This window comes from Aestuariivivens sp. NBU2969 (genome assembly GCF_019931125.1).
GTDB lineage: Bacteria > Bacteroidota > Bacteroidia > Flavobacteriales > Flavobacteriaceae > Aestuariivivens > Aestuariivivens marinum.
In genome coordinates, this window is record NZ_JAIOUU010000006.1 from 104676 (window position 1) to 122412 (window position 17737).

20 protein-coding genes are annotated in these 17737 nt (G+C 33.4%); 18 read left to right on the forward strand and 2 right to left on the reverse strand.

Going from position 1 to position 17737, the window contains the following annotated elements; genetic code table 11:
* Positions 1-67: 67 nt before the first annotated feature.
* Complete coding sequence (gene ytxJ / locus K7G79_RS06820; RefSeq protein WP_223550423.1) at positions 68-460, forward strand: bacillithiol system redox-active protein YtxJ; 393 nt, start codon at positions 68-70, stop codon at positions 458-460.
* A gap of 11 nt (positions 461-471) precedes the next feature.
* Complete coding sequence (locus K7G79_RS06825) at positions 472-855, forward strand: gamma-glutamylcyclotransferase (protein WP_223550424.1); 384 nt, start codon at positions 472-474, stop codon at positions 853-855.
* Positions 856-868: 13 nt separating this feature from the next.
* Here the strand turns inward: K7G79_RS06825 and K7G79_RS06830 are convergent, their stop codons facing one another.
* Positions 869-1441, reverse strand: coding sequence for a GNAT family N-acetyltransferase (locus tag K7G79_RS06830; RefSeq protein WP_223550426.1), 573 nt, complete (start codon positions 1439-1441; stop codon positions 869-871).
* 101 nt (positions 1442-1542) lie between these two features.
* Here K7G79_RS06830 and K7G79_RS06835 point away from each other — a divergent pair, with 101 nt between their 5' ends.
* The 5 genes from K7G79_RS06835 to K7G79_RS06855 all read left to right on the forward strand — a co-directional run bounded on the left by K7G79_RS06835 (position 1543) and on the right by K7G79_RS06855 (position 6363).
* Entirely contained in the window at positions 1543-1968 is a 426-nt protein-coding gene (locus K7G79_RS06835) for a PaaI family thioesterase (RefSeq protein WP_223550427.1), read from the forward strand.
* Complete coding sequence (locus K7G79_RS06840) at positions 1968-3092, forward strand: chorismate-binding protein (protein ID WP_223550429.1); 1125 nt, start codon at positions 1968-1970, stop codon at positions 3090-3092. Before K7G79_RS06835 ends, K7G79_RS06840 begins: the two co-directional genes overlap by 1 nt.
* Positions 3093-3142: 50 nt before the next feature.
* A complete protein-coding gene (gene menD / locus K7G79_RS06845) occupies positions 3143-4903 on the forward strand; it encodes a 2-succinyl-5-enolpyruvyl-6-hydroxy-3-cyclohexene-1-carboxylate synthase (RefSeq protein ID WP_223550431.1) in 1761 nt (586 codons plus the stop codon).
* Positions 4904-4963: 60 nt separating this feature from the next.
* The gene (locus K7G79_RS06850) at positions 4964-5302 is read left to right on the forward strand and encodes a DUF2853 family protein (RefSeq protein WP_223550432.1); all 339 of its coding nucleotides are present in this window, start codon (positions 4964-4966) and stop codon (positions 5300-5302) included.
* Positions 5303-5529: 227 nt separating this feature from the next.
* Positions 5530-6363 carry a S1 RNA-binding domain-containing protein gene (locus K7G79_RS06855; protein ID WP_223550434.1) on the forward strand — a complete coding sequence of 278 codons (834 nt, stop codon included), beginning with the start codon at positions 5530-5532 and terminating at the stop codon, positions 6361-6363.
* Here K7G79_RS06855 and K7G79_RS06860 read toward each other — a convergent pair.
* Positions 6352-7488 carry a TlpA disulfide reductase family protein gene (locus K7G79_RS06860; RefSeq protein ID WP_223550435.1) on the reverse strand — a complete coding sequence of 379 codons (1137 nt, stop codon included), beginning with the start codon at positions 7486-7488 and terminating at the stop codon, positions 6352-6354. The two genes, K7G79_RS06855 and K7G79_RS06860, sit on opposite strands and share 12 nt — an antisense overlap.
* 60 nt (positions 7489-7548) lie before the next feature.
* Here K7G79_RS06860 and mnmE point away from each other — a divergent pair, with 60 nt between their 5' ends.
* The 11 genes from mnmE to K7G79_RS06915 all read left to right on the forward strand — a co-directional run bounded on the left by mnmE (position 7549) and on the right by K7G79_RS06915 (position 17646).
* Positions 7549-8961 carry a tRNA uridine-5-carboxymethylaminomethyl(34) synthesis GTPase MnmE gene (mnmE, locus tag K7G79_RS06865; protein WP_223550437.1) on the forward strand — a complete coding sequence of 471 codons (1413 nt, stop codon included), beginning with the start codon at positions 7549-7551 and terminating at the stop codon, positions 8959-8961.
* Between the two features lie 293 nt (positions 8962-9254).
* On the forward strand, positions 9255-9449 hold the full coding sequence (locus K7G79_RS06870; protein ID WP_223550438.1) for a cold-shock protein: 195 nt from the start codon (positions 9255-9257) through the stop codon (positions 9447-9449).
* A gap of 53 nt (positions 9450-9502) precedes the next feature.
* Positions 9503-9697 (forward strand): 30S ribosomal protein S21, encoded by a 195-nt coding sequence (rpsU, locus tag K7G79_RS06875; RefSeq protein WP_223550440.1) that lies wholly within the window; start codon positions 9503-9505, stop codon positions 9695-9697.
* A gap of 5 nt (positions 9698-9702) precedes the next feature.
* Positions 9703-10452, forward strand: coding sequence for an NYN domain-containing protein (locus K7G79_RS06880; RefSeq protein ID WP_223550442.1), 750 nt, complete (start codon positions 9703-9705; stop codon positions 10450-10452).
* A gap of 88 nt (positions 10453-10540) precedes the next feature.
* Positions 10541-10600, forward strand: coding sequence for a hypothetical protein (locus K7G79_RS14780; RefSeq protein WP_370634196.1), 60 nt, complete (start codon positions 10541-10543; stop codon positions 10598-10600).
* An 18-nt stretch (positions 10601-10618) separates the two neighbouring features.
* A complete protein-coding gene (locus K7G79_RS14785) occupies positions 10619-10939 on the forward strand; it encodes a sigma-70 family RNA polymerase sigma factor (protein WP_223550493.1) in 321 nt (106 codons plus the stop codon).
* Positions 10940-11055: 116 nt separating this feature from the next.
* Complete coding sequence (locus K7G79_RS06895; protein WP_223550443.1) at positions 11056-11256, forward strand: hypothetical protein; 201 nt, start codon at positions 11056-11058, stop codon at positions 11254-11256.
* A gap of 242 nt (positions 11257-11498) precedes the next feature.
* Positions 11499-11945: a hypothetical protein gene (locus K7G79_RS06900; RefSeq protein WP_223550445.1), complete on the forward strand. Its 447-nt coding sequence runs from the start codon at positions 11499-11501 to the stop codon at positions 11943-11945.
* A gap of 269 nt (positions 11946-12214) precedes the next feature.
* Positions 12215-13543, forward strand: a complete 1329-nt coding sequence (locus K7G79_RS06905; protein ID WP_223550446.1) for a hypothetical protein — start codon at positions 12215-12217, stop codon at positions 13541-13543.
* Between the two features lie 133 nt (positions 13544-13676).
* A complete protein-coding gene (locus tag K7G79_RS06910) occupies positions 13677-15116 on the forward strand; it encodes a gliding motility-associated C-terminal domain-containing protein (protein WP_223550448.1) in 1440 nt (479 codons plus the stop codon).
* Between the two features lies 1 nt (position 15117).
* Positions 15118-17646: a PorP/SprF family type IX secretion system membrane protein gene (locus K7G79_RS06915; protein WP_223550450.1), complete on the forward strand. Its 2529-nt coding sequence runs from the start codon at positions 15118-15120 to the stop codon at positions 17644-17646.
* Positions 17647-17737: the final 91 nt, after the last annotated feature.

A 17737-nucleotide genomic window follows, 5' to 3' on the forward strand; every position in this document is an offset into this window, starting at 1 on the left:
AAGCTTTGAACATTTATATGACTTAAACTTGGGGAATGAATAAAATTTTAACCTACATAAATTGAATATGGGATTTTTAAACACACTTTTTGGATCGGGAAAACCTTCAACAACTAATGAAAAAGAATTGCCTTTTATACCGTTAAATGAAAATGAACAATTACAGGATATAGTATCCAAATCCAAAACAAAACCACAGTTGATTTATAAGCATTCAACCCGTTGTGGGTTGAGCAGAATGGTATTGAATCAATTTAAAGAGACCTATACTATAGATGATGATACAGTGGATCTATACTATTTAGATGTTTTAGATCATAGGGATGTGTCTAATGAAGTAGCAATTAAATTTCAATTTATTCAAGAATCACCACAGCTTTTGGTAATTAAAGATGAAAGTGTTACTGTTCATGCATCACATGGGCGAATTCTGGAGACTGATTTGAAAAATTTTCTTTAATTTATAAGGTTATGAAGTATAACTATTTGTTTGTTTATGGCACATTATTAAGTAATGCCAATAATGACATGTCTCGGTTTTTACTACAATACGCCAAGTTTGTTGGTAAAGGCTTTTTTTATGGGAGATTATATCGAGTAGATTGGTATCCAGGTGCTATATTGAGTGAAAAAAAAGACGAAAAGGTTTTTGGGCACGTCTATAGAATTTTAAAGGAATCTCCTCTTTTTGAGACTTTAGATGCTTATGAAGGCGTTGAAGAAGGACTGTATCTAAGGCTTTTGACCAATGCATATTTATATAATGGAACAGAATGTAATTGTTGGGTATATATGTATAATCAATCCACCCAAGGTTTAAAGCGAATAGTTTCGGGTGATTTTTTAAATCCTTAAAACCTTATTGGATCTAAAAACCCTCAAATATGGTGTTTTTAATCGCGCCCCATTCTTCTTTTAGAATACCATAGCAACATGTATTGCGTTTATAACCGTCAATCATTATGGTGTCTCTTCGCAAAATGCCTTCTAGGGTGGCTCCCAATTTTTCGATAGCTTTTCGGGATTGTAAATTACGATCATCTACACGAAATTCTACTTTGTCAAAATTTAACTTATCAAAAGCAAATTGTAGCATTAAAAATTTTACCTGCTTATTGAGTCCAGTTCCTTGAAATTCACGTCCAAGCCAAGTCCATCCTATGTGTAACACCTTATTTGTCCAGTTTATATGGCCAAATCGAGTGCTTCCTGAATAGGCTTTTTTTTGTTTGTCATAAATTATAAATGGAATGGTTGTTTTATGGTAAAGACCATCAACAGCTACTTGCACGTAATCTTTAAGAGCTTCTGGAGTATTAATTTTACTAGGTGAAAATTGGATTAAATTCTTCTCTTGTGCAATATGTAATAAATGCTTGTAATTGTTCAATCCCAAGGGTGAAAGTCTTGCATGATTGTTTTCTAAAGTAGGAGCTAGCATGGTATCTTATTTACAGCGTAGCACAAATATAAATAGTTATACTTATTTATTAACTAGTCAGGGTGTATTTTGTATTTTTACCAATCACAAAAACGGTTTAAATGCAACTAACAAAAGAAATGGTTTTACAACAAGCCAATGCCGCTTGTAAAAATACATTAATGGAAACCTTAAACATTGAGGTTATAGATTTTGGTGAAGATTTTTTGGTGGCACGTATGCCGGTTACCTCAAGAGTATATCAACCAGACGGTATCTTGCATGGTGGAGCTACAGTGGCTTTAGCTGAAAGTGTTGGTAGTTTTGCAACACATATATTTATAGATATTGAAAAGTATTTTGTTCGAGGCATTGAAATAACAGCTAATCATTTAAAGAGTATTAAGGAAGGTTTTGTCTATGCAAGGGCGACATTTGTTCATAAAGGTAAAACCACACAATTATTGGATATTCGTGTAACAGACGATAACGATAATCTTATTTCTTTATGTAAATTAACCACTATTTCTCTCCCCAGAACTAAGTAATGACAACAGCTCTTTTTTTTGAACGTTTACAAGCACACTTCGAACGCAAGCTTCCTTTTGTGGTTTATAGAAAACCTAATGAAAATACGATTTATTCCATCTTACAGAATTCTGATGAGTTGTTTTATGCCAATGATTTTACTGAAAAAGGCTTTGTTTTTTCTCCTTTCGACGATATTGACAAAACTATTTTGATGCCGCTCGAGGCTTGTGATATTATATCACTTGATAATTTTCACTTTACCAATGAGGAAAGCGGAGGTATATCGTTGCTAAAAGATATCGAAGAAAAAGAACAGCAACATCACATTACAATTGTAAAAAAGGGTGTTAAAGAAATTAAAAAGGGGATTCTAAGGAAAGTCGTTTTGTCCCGAAAGGAGGTCCATGAGTTAATCAATCCAAATCCTTTTACCATTTTTAAAAAACTATTGAGCACTTATGTCAAAGGATTTGTATATTGTTGGTATCACCCTAAAGTAGGATTATGGCTGGGTGCCACACCAGAAACTCTTATAAAAATAGAAAATCAGAAATTTTCTGTAATGGCTTTGGCAGGAACACAGCAATATAAAGGAGAGGAGAATGTTGTTTGGCAAAATAAGGAAATTGAAGAGCAACAATATGTAACCGATTTTATTACAGAAAACATAAAAACATCTGTTATTAATATTTCGGTATCCAATTCAGAAACAGTGAAGTCAGGTAATTTATTACACTTAAAATCGACTATTACTGGAACCTTAAACCTAAAAGACATAAATCTTAAACAGTTTTTAGAGAAATTACACCCTACACCTGCTGTTTGTGGAGTGCCTAAGCCTGATGCCAAAGTATTTATCTTGAAGAATGAAAATTATAACCGAGAGTTTTATACTGGATTTTTAGGGGAATTAAATTTTGAAATGTACAGACAACCCAGATCTGGAAAACGGAATATCGAACCTAGAACCTGTTCAGTTCAAAAATATACCACCCAACTTTATGTTAATCTACGATGCATGCAACTTAAGGGTGGTAATGCTATAATTTATGTAGGTGGTGGCATTACAAAATTGTCCAACGCTGAAAGTGAATGGGAGGAAACCGTATCAAAATCCATGATAATTAAAACCGTGTTGTAGCCATGTAATTTATGTCTATTTCTTATTTTTGAGCTTAGATTAAAAAATAAATGATATATCCTAAAATTCCGCTGGCCCAAACAGTGGTTCAACTTTGCAAAGACAAAGGCGTTAAACATATTGTAATATCACCAGGAAGTAGAAATGCCCCGTTAACCATAGGTTTTACAAACGATTCTTTTTTTAAATGCTATAGTATTGTCGATGAACGTTGTGCCGCTTTTTTTGCATTGGGTATAGCACAGCAGTTGCAAAAGCCTACTGCGGTAGTTTGTACCTCTGGTAGTGCGTTGTTAAATTATTATCCGGCTGTAGCTGAAGCGTATTACAGTAATATTCCTTTGGTGGTTATTTCGGCCGATAGGCCCAAACATTTAATTGGTATTGGTGATGGACAAACTATAAATCAGAAGAACATATTTGAAAACCATATCCTCTTTTCAGCAAATTTGAAACTCGACTTAAAGGATGAATTTAACATCCCTACAAACGAAGAGTTGCCAATTATAAAAAATTTAGAAGATAAATTTGAACGTTTGTTGGGGCTACAAAAAGATATCCAGACTTTTAATGAGGAAGCTATAAATACTGCTATTAACGCTGCAGTTCAAAAACAGGGGCCTATTCACATCAATGTGCCTTTTGATGAGCCTCTGTATGAAACAGTTGATAAACTTTCGGTCACTCCTGAGCTTATCGAATTATCGAATAAGCGAAAACCCATTGAAGATTATATAATTAGACAATGTTTGGAAGACTGGAATAATGCTAAACGAAAACTTATTTTGGTGGGGAGTATTTCACCAGATTCCATTAATCAAAATTGGTTGGATGAGTTAAGTGAAGATGAAAGTGTTGTGGTGATGACCGAGACTACTTCCAATGTACATGGCTCTAGTTTTTTTCCTAGTATTGACCAAATTATCGCACCTTTGGATGATAAGGAAAAACAGCAGTTATGTCCAGATATTTTATTGACTTTTGGTGGATTAATTGTTTCCAAGAAGATAAAAGCTTTGTTGCGAAAATACCAACCCAAACAACATTGGCATATTGATATAGAACAGGCTAACGACACCTTTTTTTGTTTGAATAATCATATCGTTGCCACACCTAATCAGTTTTTTGAAAACTTTTTACCTAAAATAACACATTATGTAAAAAGCAACTATCGAAACAATTGGATAGGTTTAAGGCAAAGACGCTTAAAAAAACATAAAGAATATTTAAAGCAAATTCCATTTAGTGATTTTATGGTATTTGATATTTTGGTTAAATCATTACCAAGAAATATTATTTTACAATCGGGTAATAGTTCTACCATTCGATATTTACAATTGTTCAATTTAAATAAAAGTATTGAGGTATACTGTAATAGAGGTACTAGTGGTATTGATGGTAGCACATCTACGGCTATTGGTTGTGCTGCAGTAAGCGCTAAACAAACCGTATTTGTCACGGGAGATTTAAGCTTTTTTTATGATAGTAACGCGCTATGGAATAACTATATTCCTAAAAGCTTTAGAATAATAATTATCAATAACCAAGGTGGAGGTATTTTTAGAATATTACCCGGTAATAAATATACCGAAAATTTTGATGATTACTTTGAGACTACCCACAGTTTAAATGCTAGGCACTTGTGTGAGATGCATGGTTTGGACTATAATAGTGTATCTAATGAAGAGGATTTAAAACAGTCGCTTACAGGTTTTTATTCAAAAAGTAAGAAGCCTAAATTATTGGAGGTTTTTACGCCAAGGTTAATTAACGATAAAGTTTTACTTGAGTATTTCGATTTTATAAAATAATATTAAGTGATATATTGGTTGCAAATAACAATTCATTTAACTTATTAAAACCTATCTATAATGAATCAAAGAGAAGAGCTTATTGCAAAATATGCTACCGATTTAAAAGAAAAATTTAATATTGATGCCGATATGGATTTATTAACCAAAATAACCATTGGTTTAGGTCCTTCAATTTATAATCCAGATTCTTCGACAGTTTCTAGCTCTGATGTTTCAGAATTAGACCGTGTTAAAAACAACTTCTTAATCAAGAAGTTAGGATTGATTGATAGCTCGGCATTAGATGAAGGTATCACATCGGTTATGGAACGGTATGGTCAGTCTAACCGTAATAAGTATAGAGTAGTGGTTTACTACTTATTGACCAAACACTTTGGTAAAGAGGCTGCTTATTAGTGTAAACTTATATTTAAAATTCATTCATAAAGGTTTTGCACCTCAATGCGCTAGAAATAAATGTACCAAATGACTCTGAGACTAGTTTAGAGCAATATCTAATAGGCATAAATAATACTGAATAGTCAAAACTTTAATGTAATTTATCTTTTACCAGAATATCTACGGGTCATTATATACAACATTTTTTTAATTTTATCTCAAGTGAAATACATTACCTTTACGACATGATAAAACTAGGCTATTACAATACATTAGAAATATTTAGGGAAGCAGAGCAAGGTGTTTACCTTGCTGATGAAGAAGGTAATGAGGTTTTGCTGCCCAATAGGTATGTCCCGCATTCTTTTAAAATTTGGGACAAGATTGATGTTTTTGTATATTTAGATAATGAGGAACGTCCAGTTGCTACTACCGACAAACCTTTTGTAACGAGAAACGATTTTGCTTTGCTTCGATGCAATGAAGTTACTTCATTTGGTGCTTTTTTAGATTGGGGTTTGGTAAAGGAATTGTTTTGTCCGTTTAAGGAGCAGGTCTTTAAAATGAAAGTTGGTGGTTGGTATTTGGTTTATTGCTACATGGATGAGAAAACCAACAGGTTAGTGGCGTCTAGTAAAACCAATAGATTTTTAGATAATAAAGTGCTTACTGTAAGTCAATTTGATGAAGTTGATTTGATTGTATCGCATCCATCTGATATAGGGATGAATGTTATAGTTAATAAAAGACATCTTGGCCTGATTTATAATGATGATATTTTTAGGGATTTAAGCATTGGAGATAAGCTTAATGGCTTTGTAAAAAAAATTAGGTCTGGGAATAAACTAGATATTGTTTTAGATAAAGTTGGGTATAGAAGTATTGAGCCAAACGCAGAACGTATTTTGCAAGAACTAAGAGATAATAATGGCTATATCGATCTTAACGATAAATCTAATCCAGAAGCCATTAAAGACCTGCTCCAAATGAGTAAAAAGAACTTTAAAAAAGCAGTTGGCACATTATACAAAAAACGTCTAATTGAGATTAAATCAGATGGTATTTATTTAGTTGAGTAATTCAGCTATTTTTTTCTCCAATGCTTGACCTCTCAAATTTTTGGCAATAATTTTGCCCTCAGCATCTAAAATAAATGTCGCTGGTATGGAACGTACATTATAAAGCTTTGCTATGGGGTCTTGCCAAAATTTTAGGTTAGATACGTGATGCCAAGTCAGTTGGTCATCCTCTATGGCTTTAAGCCACCTGTCTTTTTGCCCTTCCCGATCTAGTGAAACACCAATAATTTCAAGGCCTTTTTTATGATAGGCTTCATAAAGCTTAACCACTTTGGGGTTTTCCCGTCTACATGGACCACACCAGGACGCCCAAAAGTCAATGATTGTTATTTCTCCTTTTATATTATTTAAAGCAAGTGTTTTACCTTCAGGATTGGGGGCACTAAAATTTGGAGCAACATTACCTATTTGAGTAGTCTTTTCGGCTTTCATAATTTGTTTTTGGGTTGTAATATACGCCCCGGTCTTATTGCCATAGCTAGAAATCTTTAATTCTTGGGATAAACTATTGTAAATGCTTTCAATTTGCTCAAACTTGAGCTGTCTGTTTTTTATGGCTTGATTAAGTATCAACACAGTTAGAAAAGCATCTTTATTTTGGTTTATATAAGTTATTGGTAGTTCGTTTAGTGTTTCTCTAGTTTGGGTGATTTCTTTTAGAATGGCTTTTTGGTCACCACTGTTTGAAGCTGTGGCCTTTTGGTAATTGGAAGTAAGTGTCTTTAGCTTATCTTTTAGACTATTTTCATTCTTAAAATAACGTTGATAGGCTTCATTATTCGCCGTACCACTTATTTTTGAGGTCAACAGGCTATCTTTTTCAATGTATATATAAATCTCTCCATTTTCAACAATAACAGGCAAAAAACCTTTATATCCATTAATTGTTAGTAGTTCCAAGCTAGGTTCATCTCTTTTACCCTGAAACGAGAACTTTTCATCTATAACTATGGCAGTATCTTTATTAATTAAACGTCCGCGTTCATCCTGAATCTTTAAATAGGCACGTATGCCATTATAAACACCAGGAGCATGGACCTCAATGGTATAGCTGTCTTTAACAGGTTTTTGGTTTTGGCAAGAATAGATTAATAAAAGAAGTAGTAGGGGACTAAGTCTATTCATTGTGTTTTAAGATGTTTAATTGCTTGCTGTAATTCGCTCAAATATAATTATTTTTGTGCTATGATACATCAAGATACCATTGTGGCACTGGCAACACCTTCTGGTATGGGGGCTATAGCAGTAATTCGTTTGTCTGGAAAGGATGCTATTCGTTTAGTGGAGGTTAATTTTAAATCTGTTTCAAGAAAACAGTTGGGTAAACAGGCAACACATACCATTCATTTGGGACATATTGTAGATGGTGAAAAAACGATAGATGAAGTTTTGGTATCTGTATTTAAAAACCCAAATTCCTATACTGGTGAAGATGTCGTGGAAATCTCATGCCATGGCTCAAATTATATTCAGCAGGAAATTATTCAGCTATTTCTTAGGAAGGGATGTCGCATGGCCACCGCTGGTGAGTTTACATTACGTGCCTTTTTAAATGGAAAAATGGATTTAAGTCAGGCTGAAGCTGTGGCCGACTTAATTTCAAGCGATAATGAAGCCGCTCATCAATTAGCCATGCAGCAAATGCGAGGTGGGTTTTCTTCTGAAATTGCTAAACTGCGTGTAGAACTATTAAACTTTGCGTCGCTAATAGAGTTGGAGCTTGATTTTGCCGAAGAGGATGTGGAATTTGTAGATCGTACCCAATTCAAAGATTTAATCAATCGAATAACTTTTGTATTAAAGCGACTCATTGATTCGTTTGCTGTGGGAAATGTTATTAAGCAAGGCATTCCAGTGACCATAGTAGGGGAACCCAATGTAGGAAAATCAACCTTGTTGAATGCCCTGTTGAATGAAGAACGGGCTATTGTTTCGGATATCGCAGGAACCACTCGCGATACCATTGAGGATGAGCTTACTATAGGGGGTATTGGTTTTAGATTTATTGATACTGCGGGGATTCGTGATACTCAAGATGTGGTTGAAGGTTTGGGTATAAAAAAGACCTTTGAGAAAATAGAACAGGCGCAAGTGGTGATCTACCTTTTTGAAGCTGATGTCATTTCGAACGATAGTGAGAAATTTCAAAACCTAAAACTTGAGATCCAAAAGATCAAAAACAAATATCCTCAAAAACCTGTAATTGTTTTAGCAAACAAAATTGATAAACTTGCAAAAGCTCAAAAAGAAGATTTAGAGTTTACCCTGAGCACAGTCAAAGGGTCACACAGCCAATTTTTGTCGGCTAAAAATGGAATAGGTGTCGAAGAACTCAAAAATACCTTGTTAAGTTTTGTAAATACAGGTGCTTTGCGTAATAATGATACCATTGTAACGAATTCCCGTCATTACGATGCCCTATTAAAAGCCTTTGAAGAAATCAATAAGGTAAAGGAAGGCTTGGAGACTGACCTTTCAGGGGATTTATTGGCTATTGACATACGACAGGCCTTATATCATTTTGGTGAAATTACTGGACAGGTGACCAACGATGAGTTATTGGGAAATATTTTTGCTAACTTTTGCATCGGGAAGTAAATTATGCTTGTTAAGCACATGTATTTGTTTAAAATGTGTTAATTATTAGGGTCTTGTTAATTAAAAATAGTCGACTTATAATTATATAAATCAAATTAAAAGACGTTTCTTTGCATAGTTGGTCAATATTATTATTTAGTAAAGATTTTTCCTTTCAGTTTAACTCCTTCCTATATTTTCTGGCTAACATCACTTTAATGTAATAGGATACTGCTTGTTTCTCTAGTTTTTAACTTGTTGTTGTTTTTTCGCATTTCAGTTAAACAATTTTAAACATTTTAAATACTATAATTATGAAAGAAGGAACAGTAAAGTTTTATAATAAGCTTAAAGGATTCGGGTTTATTGAATTATCTGACGGACAAGAAGATATTTTTGTACATCAAAGCGGGTTGATTAACGATATCAACGAAAAAGACAAAGTAAAGTTTGATGTCGAACGAGGAAAGAAAGGGTTAAATGCAGTTAATGTTGAAGTAATAAGATAAACTTCAAAATGGCCTCTAAGAATTGTTAGAGGCCATTTTTTTAAACTATATACATGCTTGTTATAAAAGTAATTACAGGAGAAAATATTGAACGTACTTTAAAGCGTTTTAAGCAAAAAGTAAGAAAGACTAAACAACTAAGGACAATAAAGGACAATCAATATTTTATAAAAAAATCGACTAGAAGACGAGAGGAGGTTGCAAAGGCAAAATACAAAGAAGACTATGAACGGTCTAAAGAGATATAATTGTTATGAATGATTTGCATTTAGCGGTTTTAATAGATGGTGATAATGTACCTTCTGGATATGTTAAGGAATTATTGGAGGAAATAGCCAAATATGGAAACCCGACAGTAAAGCGGATTTATGGGGATTGGACAAAGCCTGGTTTAGCTAAATGGAAAAAAGTATTACTTGAAAATGCCATAACACCTATACAGCAATATGGGTATACAGTAGGCAAAAATGCTACCGATTCGGCCATGATAATTGATGCAATGGATATTTTATATTCTGAAAAGGTTAAGGGGTTTTGTTTGGTTTCCAGTGATAGCGATTTTACAAAACTAGCCATAAGGCTAAGGGAGGCTGGAATGATAGTTTATGGTATAGGCGAAAAGAAAACGCCAAACCCTTTTATAGTTTCCTGTGATAAATTTATTTATTTAGAAATATTAAAAAAAGAGACCGAACAAGATAAGTTGACCCCTTTGGAGGTGAAAACGCCTAAATCAAAGATTGATAAAATTACTCCAGCAGTCGTTAATTTAATTAAATCTACTATTTCTGACCTTGAAGATGACGAAGGTTGGGCTTTCTTAGGAGAAGTTGGAGCCTTAATTCAAAAAAAACAACCAAATTTCGATCCTAGAAACTATGGTTACCAAAAACTAACGCCATTTATTAAATCTATAAGTGATTTTGAAATAGAACCACGAAAAAACCCTAATAACAGACAGAAGCTTATTTATGTTAAAATAGTTCAACAATCTAATCTTTAATGTGGCCTCTTTAAATGGTTGAGGAAATTACAATTAGGGACAATTCTTCTCTAGGCACAAGTATTTAAGTGATATTGGTAAAATAAATTTGGTTTCAGCAGAAAGGGAAGTTGAATTAGCAAAACAGATAAGAAATGTAAATGAATAAGCACTTAACGAGCTAATTATTGCCAATTTACGATTTGTTGTTTCAGTTGTAAAGCAATATCGAAATAGTGGTTTGCCTCTTTCCGATTTAATCACTAAAGGCAATCTAGTATTGTTAAAAGTAGCTAAGAAATTTGACGAAACACGAGGATTTAAATTTATTTCCTGTGCTGTTTGGTGGATAAGACAGAGTATTATTCAGTTGTTATCCCAAAATTCAAGAACTATTCGATTGACTCTTAATAAAATTGAAGTATTGGTAAAAATAAAAAAGGCAACTGTATTTTTGAGCAAAATCATTATAGAGAAATTAAAATTGAAGAAATTTCAGAGATCATAGATGTTTCAAGAGAAGAGATAGAGCTTTGTATAATGGGTTCTGGGTACAGTACTTCTATGGATGCACCATTATCTGAAGATTAGAACCTAAGTTTGTACAATATTATAAAAACATTTATGTCTCTAAAACCAGATGCAGTACTGTTTATTGATTCACTTCATTACGTTTTAGAGGTTGTTTTAATTACACTTTCAGAAAGAGAATCAGAAATAATTGGACTTAATTATGGTATTGGTAATAGAAAGCCTACTATGGATATAGATGAAATACCAGAACTATTTGTAATTACAAGAGAACGTGATGGCCAAATAAAGTAATTGGCTATTTTATTAATAAAAGAAACTAGTAAATCACATTTATTAATTAAGTATTTGTAATTTATATTTATTCTAATTTTTTAGTGTTCTAATATAACTTCTTAATTTGTAATTAATTAGATTATTGCATTTCAGAAAAAAGAAAGAAAATTCTGTCTTGAAATATAAAAAAATAGATTAAATACTTAAATATTCGACAAAATGTATTATGTTTGTATTAAAGTGTTATTAAAATTTACGATATGCAAACAAGAATTATTTTTTTTACGTTATGTTTTTTTATGGTAACCGGTATTGGTTTTGCTCAAAAGAATAAAGAAGAAAAGAGTATTATTCAGGAAGGTGTAGCTATTAAAAAATATCATAATAAACCAGAATTGGAGCGTATGCCAAAAGGTACCTTGTTAGGTCTTTATGTTGAGCGTATAGAAAGCTTAGTTAAGTTATTACCTTATATTGCTTTTGCTACTAAACCTGGTGTAACTATGTCTACATTGGGTATCCCAAACGATAAGGATAACAGCAAGATTTTAGATAAACAATTTGAAGCTACAGACAGCTTTTTGGAAGACAATGCAGATTTTCAAAAGCGTATTTTGCCTTATTCAGATACAGACGATTTAGTTTCAGCCATTCTTTTTTATGAAGAAACTTTAAAGTCTTTACATGAATATGCTGAGTTCCATTAAATTATATTTTATTTTAAATTGTAAGCTAATGTGTAATCATTAGCTTTTTTTGTATTAATAATCGTAGACAGTCGATTTTTTAGATTTTAACAAAAAATTTAGAAATATTTTGGCTATATTATTTTATCGTATTAAAAGTGTATTTTATCGATGAAAATTCATAAAATATATCCAAATTATGCATTTTGTCGTAAAAATTTGCATTACATGGATATTTTTTATTATGTTTGGACATAAATTAATAATTAATCACTTTTAAATTTTTTGCCATGAAGAAATCTACTAGAATGCTTCTAATATTTCTCTTAGTATTAGGAATATATAGTAATGCCTATGCACAACAAGAAAAGGGAATAGTGGGTATAGATAACTGGTTAAATAATTGGACACAATTTAGACCCAATCAAGAATACTACGGAGAACCTACTCAAATTTTAACAGGAAGTATTAATAAGGACACAAGATTATCTAAACGATATGTTTATTTGCTTTTAGGTAGTGTGTTTGTTGTAAATAATGCTACACTAACTATAGAACCTGGTACTGTAATAATAGGCGATTCTAAAACAAAAGGGTCATTAACAATATCTAAAGGCGCTAAAATTATTGCAGATGGTCTAGAGACAGATCCTATCGTATTTACATCTGGTAAAAGCGTTAAGCGTGCTGGAGACTGGGGAGGGATTATGATATTGGGAGATGCACCAACCAACAAATTTGGAAATGGTTCTGTTGCAGCTTTTCACGAACAATTAGATGCCACTAATTACGGAAATACAAATTATGGCGGTGACAACGTAGAGAGCAATTCAGGAATTCTTAGATATGTAAGAATAGAATATGCGGGTAAAAGAACAAAAACAGCAGGCTATTTTGATGGATTATTACTCGCTGGTGTTGGTAATAAAACCAAAGTTAGTAATGTTATGGTAAGTTTTGCTGCAGGTGATGCCTTTAAAGTATTAGGGGGTAAATTTAACTTAGAGCAAGTGGTTTCTTATAAATCGAATGGAGATGATTTTAAATTTAATTATGGGGCTCAATGTGGACTGATCAATTCATTAGCTGTTCGTTCACCATATATATCTAACAGTGAGGGTTCGAGGTGCTTACATGTTATTTCCTACCAAGAACAAGGTGAGGTGGATTTATCTAAAAAAGGAACAACAGTACAAGCAACAAATTTGACGCTCCTGAATGATAGTGAAGATCTGGCATCCGATATTGAGATGGGTTTAATTCGTGAAGGTATTTATGTAGGACATAATTCATCATTGGATATGAAAAAAACAGTCGTTTCAGGATTTAATCCAGCTGTAATTTTTGAAAAAAAGATAACCATTAATCAAGAAAATTTAGAAAAGATTCAATTTTCTGAAATGTATTTTAATAATTGTAATGGAAATATCTTTGTTGAGAATAATATAAATAATGACGATTTAGAAAATTGGTATGGTAATAGTGCATTTTTTAATGTGTATTCAAAAGGCCACAATGCCGAAACTTTTATTGACTTGAATAATGAAAGACGTCCCGATTTCAGATTAAAAATTAATAAAATAATAGCTACGAACAACGACCCAGATTTAGACGACTAACTGAAAACTGATTTACCATTTATGTTTTTTGAGCTTTATTAGAAAAATGTATTAATATTTTGTTGTTAATTGTTGTCTATGCTTATAAGCAATAATTACTTGCTTAACTAAATCCCTTTATCAAAAATATAGAATGAGACATTACGCGAACATTATATTAACTGTTATTTTTACTGTATGTCTTACAGCGTTATTGAATGCCCAAATCGTAATTAGTAAACCAAACTTGGGTTTTAGTCAGGCCTGTGCAAGCGAATCCTTTAATACCTATAATGTTACGTTTGCCTTTTCACCTGAAGGGGATTTAACTGCTAGTAATCAATTCATTATAGAACTATCTGATGATACTGGGGATTTCTCAGTTGCAACAGTTATTTATACATCTACAGCAGGAAGTGTTACGACTTCTCCAGCAACATTAACATTTTCATTACCAACAACAGTTTCTGGTGAAGCTTATAAATTAAGGATAAAAAGTACATCCCCTGCTGCTTCAAGTACCCCATCCGATGCTTTTCCAGCATATTATAAAGCTCAGGATGAGCCTTTTACCATTAATAATTTGGTAGCTACAGGGGCTTATTGTCCTGGAGGGAGTTATTTGTTAACTATAGATAACCCAGGTGGGCCATCAAACAATTCGCCTTTACAATATCCATCATTAACCTATAACTGGTATAAGGAAACAGGACCTTCGACCTCAGCTTTTGTAGATTCTGGAGAGAGCTTAGTAGTAAACGAACCAGGAACCTATTTTGTAGAGACTAATTATGGATCCTGTACATCAAACTCTTATTCAAATAGGGTAACTGTAAGTGAGTCTGGTTCTGGTTCATCCTCAGAAATTGCTTCAAGCTTAGGAAATCCTTATTGTTCTGGTGATGGTCCAACAGCATTAAGCGCAATTTCCGGTCAAAGTTATAAATGGTTCAAGGATGATATTGAAATAGATGGTGCCACTGGTCAAATGTATCAAACCAATGAATCTGGAACTTATACTGTTGAAGTTGATTTGGGAGAGTGTATAGATACTGCATCAATTACTTTAAATGCGGAAGGGTTCACCAGTTCTATTGATGTGCCGGAAACCAACTATATTGATGAAGGAGAAACTTTAGTTGTTACTGTCACTACGGACGCAGTTAGTCCTACTTTTCAATGGTATAGAAATGATTCGCCAATTACTGGTGCTGTAAATACTAGTTATGAAATTACTCAAACAGGTGATTATAAAGTTGTTGTTACCCAAACAAGTGGTTGCTTGGCTTCGGTAGAGCATATTTTTGTAATTATTGATGCCTTTCCTGCGGTTGGAAATATTCCGAATGTAATTAGTCCTAATGGTGATGGAGTAAATGATACATGGGTGATACCTCAGCAGTATGTGAGTGGTACAAATACTAAAGTGGCTATTTATAGTTCACAGGGTAAAATGGTGCTATACACAAATGATTATCAAAATAACTGGCCCCAGACCCAGTTGGATTTCAATGATATAAACCCTGTTTACTATTATATTATCACAACAGCTAACAATAGTACCAAAAAAGGTTCTATAACGGTATTAAAATAGCATGGGAAAATATCTATTTTTACATATTATTCTATTGGCTTTCCTTCAACTATTCCATGCTCAAGAAAATGGGGTAGTAGCCCTTGATTTACCTGTTAGAAATGGATTACGATTTAATAGATATGCCATAAACCCTGCTTTTAGTTTTGTTAGGGAACAAAATAAATACATAAGCTTTACCAATAAAAGGCAATGGGTACAGTTTGATGATGCTCCACAAACCTATTTGTTTAGTTATTCTGGCAGGTTTAGGGAAAATATTGGGGCTGGTATTGGACTTTTTCAACAGGATTATGGTGTATTGACTACTTTTGGAGGCACACTCAATTTTGCTTATAATGCCGTTTTAAATAGTAATAGTAATCTCACATTTGGTGTGAATTTAAGTTTTTATCAAAGTGGTATTAACGAGGGTAAGGTAGTAACAAACTTTCCAGACCCTTCACTGAATAATATTCCAAACAATTCTGTAATTGCAATAAATCCAGGGATTAATTATGGGACTACCTTTTTTGATTTCGGACTTTCTGTAAATAATATGGTCGCCTATAATTTTTCAACATCACAAATGCTAGAAGACAATCCCGGGCAAAGTGTTCAAGCTCATGTTATGTACACTGGCTATATGAATACGCGTGGGTTTTTAGATCAAAGCAAATTTTCTGCATTAATAAGATCGGAATTTATGAGTGACAATACCGTGTTTTCTGGAATCGCCATGTTAACCGTTCCCAAGGGTATATGGATGCAGGCAGGTTATAATTCACTTTATGGGGTGTCTGGAGGGATAGGGTTAAATCTTACCAAGGAAATTGCATTGGAATACAACTATGAGCAGGCCATTGGTGATTTGTCCGGCTTTGGAAATTCACATGAAATCACTTTGGCTTATAAATTTAAGAAAGCCTATAGATTTAATTATGCTGATGATGACGATGAAGAAGCATTGATCACACCTTCAAAACGAACAAAAAGTATTGCTGCTAGACGAAAAGTGGCAAGTAATAGCAACAGGCCACGCGTAGTACGACAACCTAGAACAGTTAAGGAAAATACAGTTAAGGAAAATACAGTTAAGGTAGATACAGTTAAGGTAGATACTAGTGCAGTAACTACCAATAATAAAGAAATAGAACAGGTAACAGAAACCCCTACAGAAGAAATTAAAGCTGAAGAGGTTGCTAGACTTCAAGCAGAACAGGAAGCTAAACTTAAAGCAGAAGCAAAATTAAAAGAAGAACAAGAAGCTCAGGCCAGATTGGCAGAAGAAGCCAGACAAAAGGCAGAAAGGGAAAGATTGGCGAAATTGGCTGAGGAAAGACGCATTAAAGCCGAACAAGAAGCTAAGTTGAAAGCTGAACTTGAAAGACAACGGCAAATAGCTGAGGCCGCACGATTAAAAGCTGAAGCAGAAGCCAAGTTAAAGGCCGAGCAGGAGGCACAACAAGCCAAACTGGTCGAGGAAGCAAGATTGAAGGCCGAACGAGAAGCCCAAGAAAAACTAGCTGAAGAGGCTAGGCTTAAAGCGGAAGCTGAAGCACAAGCCAAATTAGCAGAAGAAAACAGACTCAAGGAAGAAGCAGAAGCCAAAGCCAAAGCCGAGCAAGATGAGGAAATTGCAATGCAAGAGCTGGATGGTGTGCTTATACCAGTTGCCAAGGACAGGCCCGCATTGGAGTTGGCGGATTTAACTGTATTAACAGAAAAAGCTAAAATAGAACAACAGGATTTATTGGCTCAATTAAAAGCTAAAGTAGCTAGTAAGCAGCAAGACTTGGATGATCTTAAAGAAGAAAATGATTTAAGTGAACAAGGTATTTATAATACGGCTCCAAAGGCCTTTAAGAGCATATCTGCCGAGAATAGGGAGATAGAGGCCATAAAGGAGGATATTGACAATATTATTAAGTCTCAAAGCAGTCAATTATCCGAACTAGAGCGTTTGTATAATGAGCGATTAAAATCGGTTACGGATCGATCGGATAAAATCAATGTGTTCTATTTACAAAAAATTAATGAACTTAAATCACAACAAAACCAAGCTTTAGTAGTAAAAGCCAATCTTTTATCTGAGCTAGAAAGCATTAGTGTAGCAACTGAAGTAGAAAGAAAGCGTAGAATTAAGCGTGCTGCCTATGATAATGAACAAGCAAGATATCAAAAAGATAGAGAGACATTAAAGCTGCTTAAGCAAATTACACCACTTAGTAACGAACCTTTAAGGCCTGAAGATTTCGATTCTGGTGAAATATTAAGTAATATTCAAATCCTAAAAGGAGTGAATCATACAGATAACGGATTTTATCTTGTTGTTGCTGTACATACCGATGTTAACAAAAGGGATGAGTTCTTGAGAAAGGCCATCTCAGCAGGACAGACCAACATCGATTTCTTTTTTGATGTAAATTCGAGTAAGTATTATATCTATTATCAGAAATATGATTATATAGAAGCAGCAAATTCTGCTATGCAATCAAAAAGTAGTGCGCCTTATAATACCAATATGTCTGTTGTTAAAATTGAAGATTAAAAGTATTTAAAATACGGGTACAAATTAATTTTAAATTTTTGAATTCATTTTCATTTCTATGTATTTTTTTAGATTTTTTACTTTCTATAAC